Here is a 648-nt window from a genome sequence, read left to right as displayed (position 1 = left end):
CTAAATGATGGCTATTTGTGCGATGGTAAAGTAGCATTTGGTTTTATGTTTGGCAATGATGAAGTTTGTATTAACGGTGAGGTTCAACCTGTTGAATATAAATATTTTAACGAGCCGGAATTAAAGATCCGTAAAAATATGTTTGTTGTATGGTTCTGTATCTATCCGAAATGTCCTGATTACGTTGATATGTGCATCAAGTGCGGCAATAGTTGTGATTGTGTTGTATGCGATGATTGCGACTAGTGGCAAAAAATAATTAAGGTGTATATTAACATATATACAGAACCTTGACACACCCCCATAGATCAGCTAAAGTAAAGGAACTTCCGGGGGTGTAGCTCAGTTGGCTAGAGCGTTTGAATGGCATTCAAGAGGTCAGGGGTTCAATTCCCCTCACCTCCAGGAAATTCTCATTATTGAGGGCAATACTCAAAAATCCATATTTTTCTCAAATTTTGCCATTTTTATGCATAAAAACGCCTCTTTTTATTTGTAGGAAATGCCTATTTTTTGGTTATTTTATACAAATAGCCGTTTTTCAAGAATATAAAAATAAATATCTTAATATATTGACATTTTTTCTTTTAATTAATATTCTTAAGTAATAAGGCGTATTTTCCTTGCAGTTTTAATGGGGAATAAATT

At 33.5% G+C, this 648-nt stretch carries 1 protein-coding gene and 1 tRNA gene; both read left to right on the top strand.

The window, feature by feature from the left end:
- The coding region (locus tag ACYVTD_RS15305; protein WP_461248563.1) for a hypothetical protein at positions 1–246 on the top strand (246 nt) is incomplete at its 5' end.
- 85 nt (positions 247–331) lie between these two features.
- A tRNA-Ala gene (locus ACYVTD_RS15300) sits at positions 332–405 on the top strand.
- Positions 406–648 lie beyond the last annotated feature (243 nt).

It is taken from the genome of Treponema sp. R6D11 (assembly GCF_054786075.1).
The sequence above is the reverse complement of the archived record's forward strand: the minus strand, read 5'-3'. Positions and strand labels throughout refer to the sequence as shown.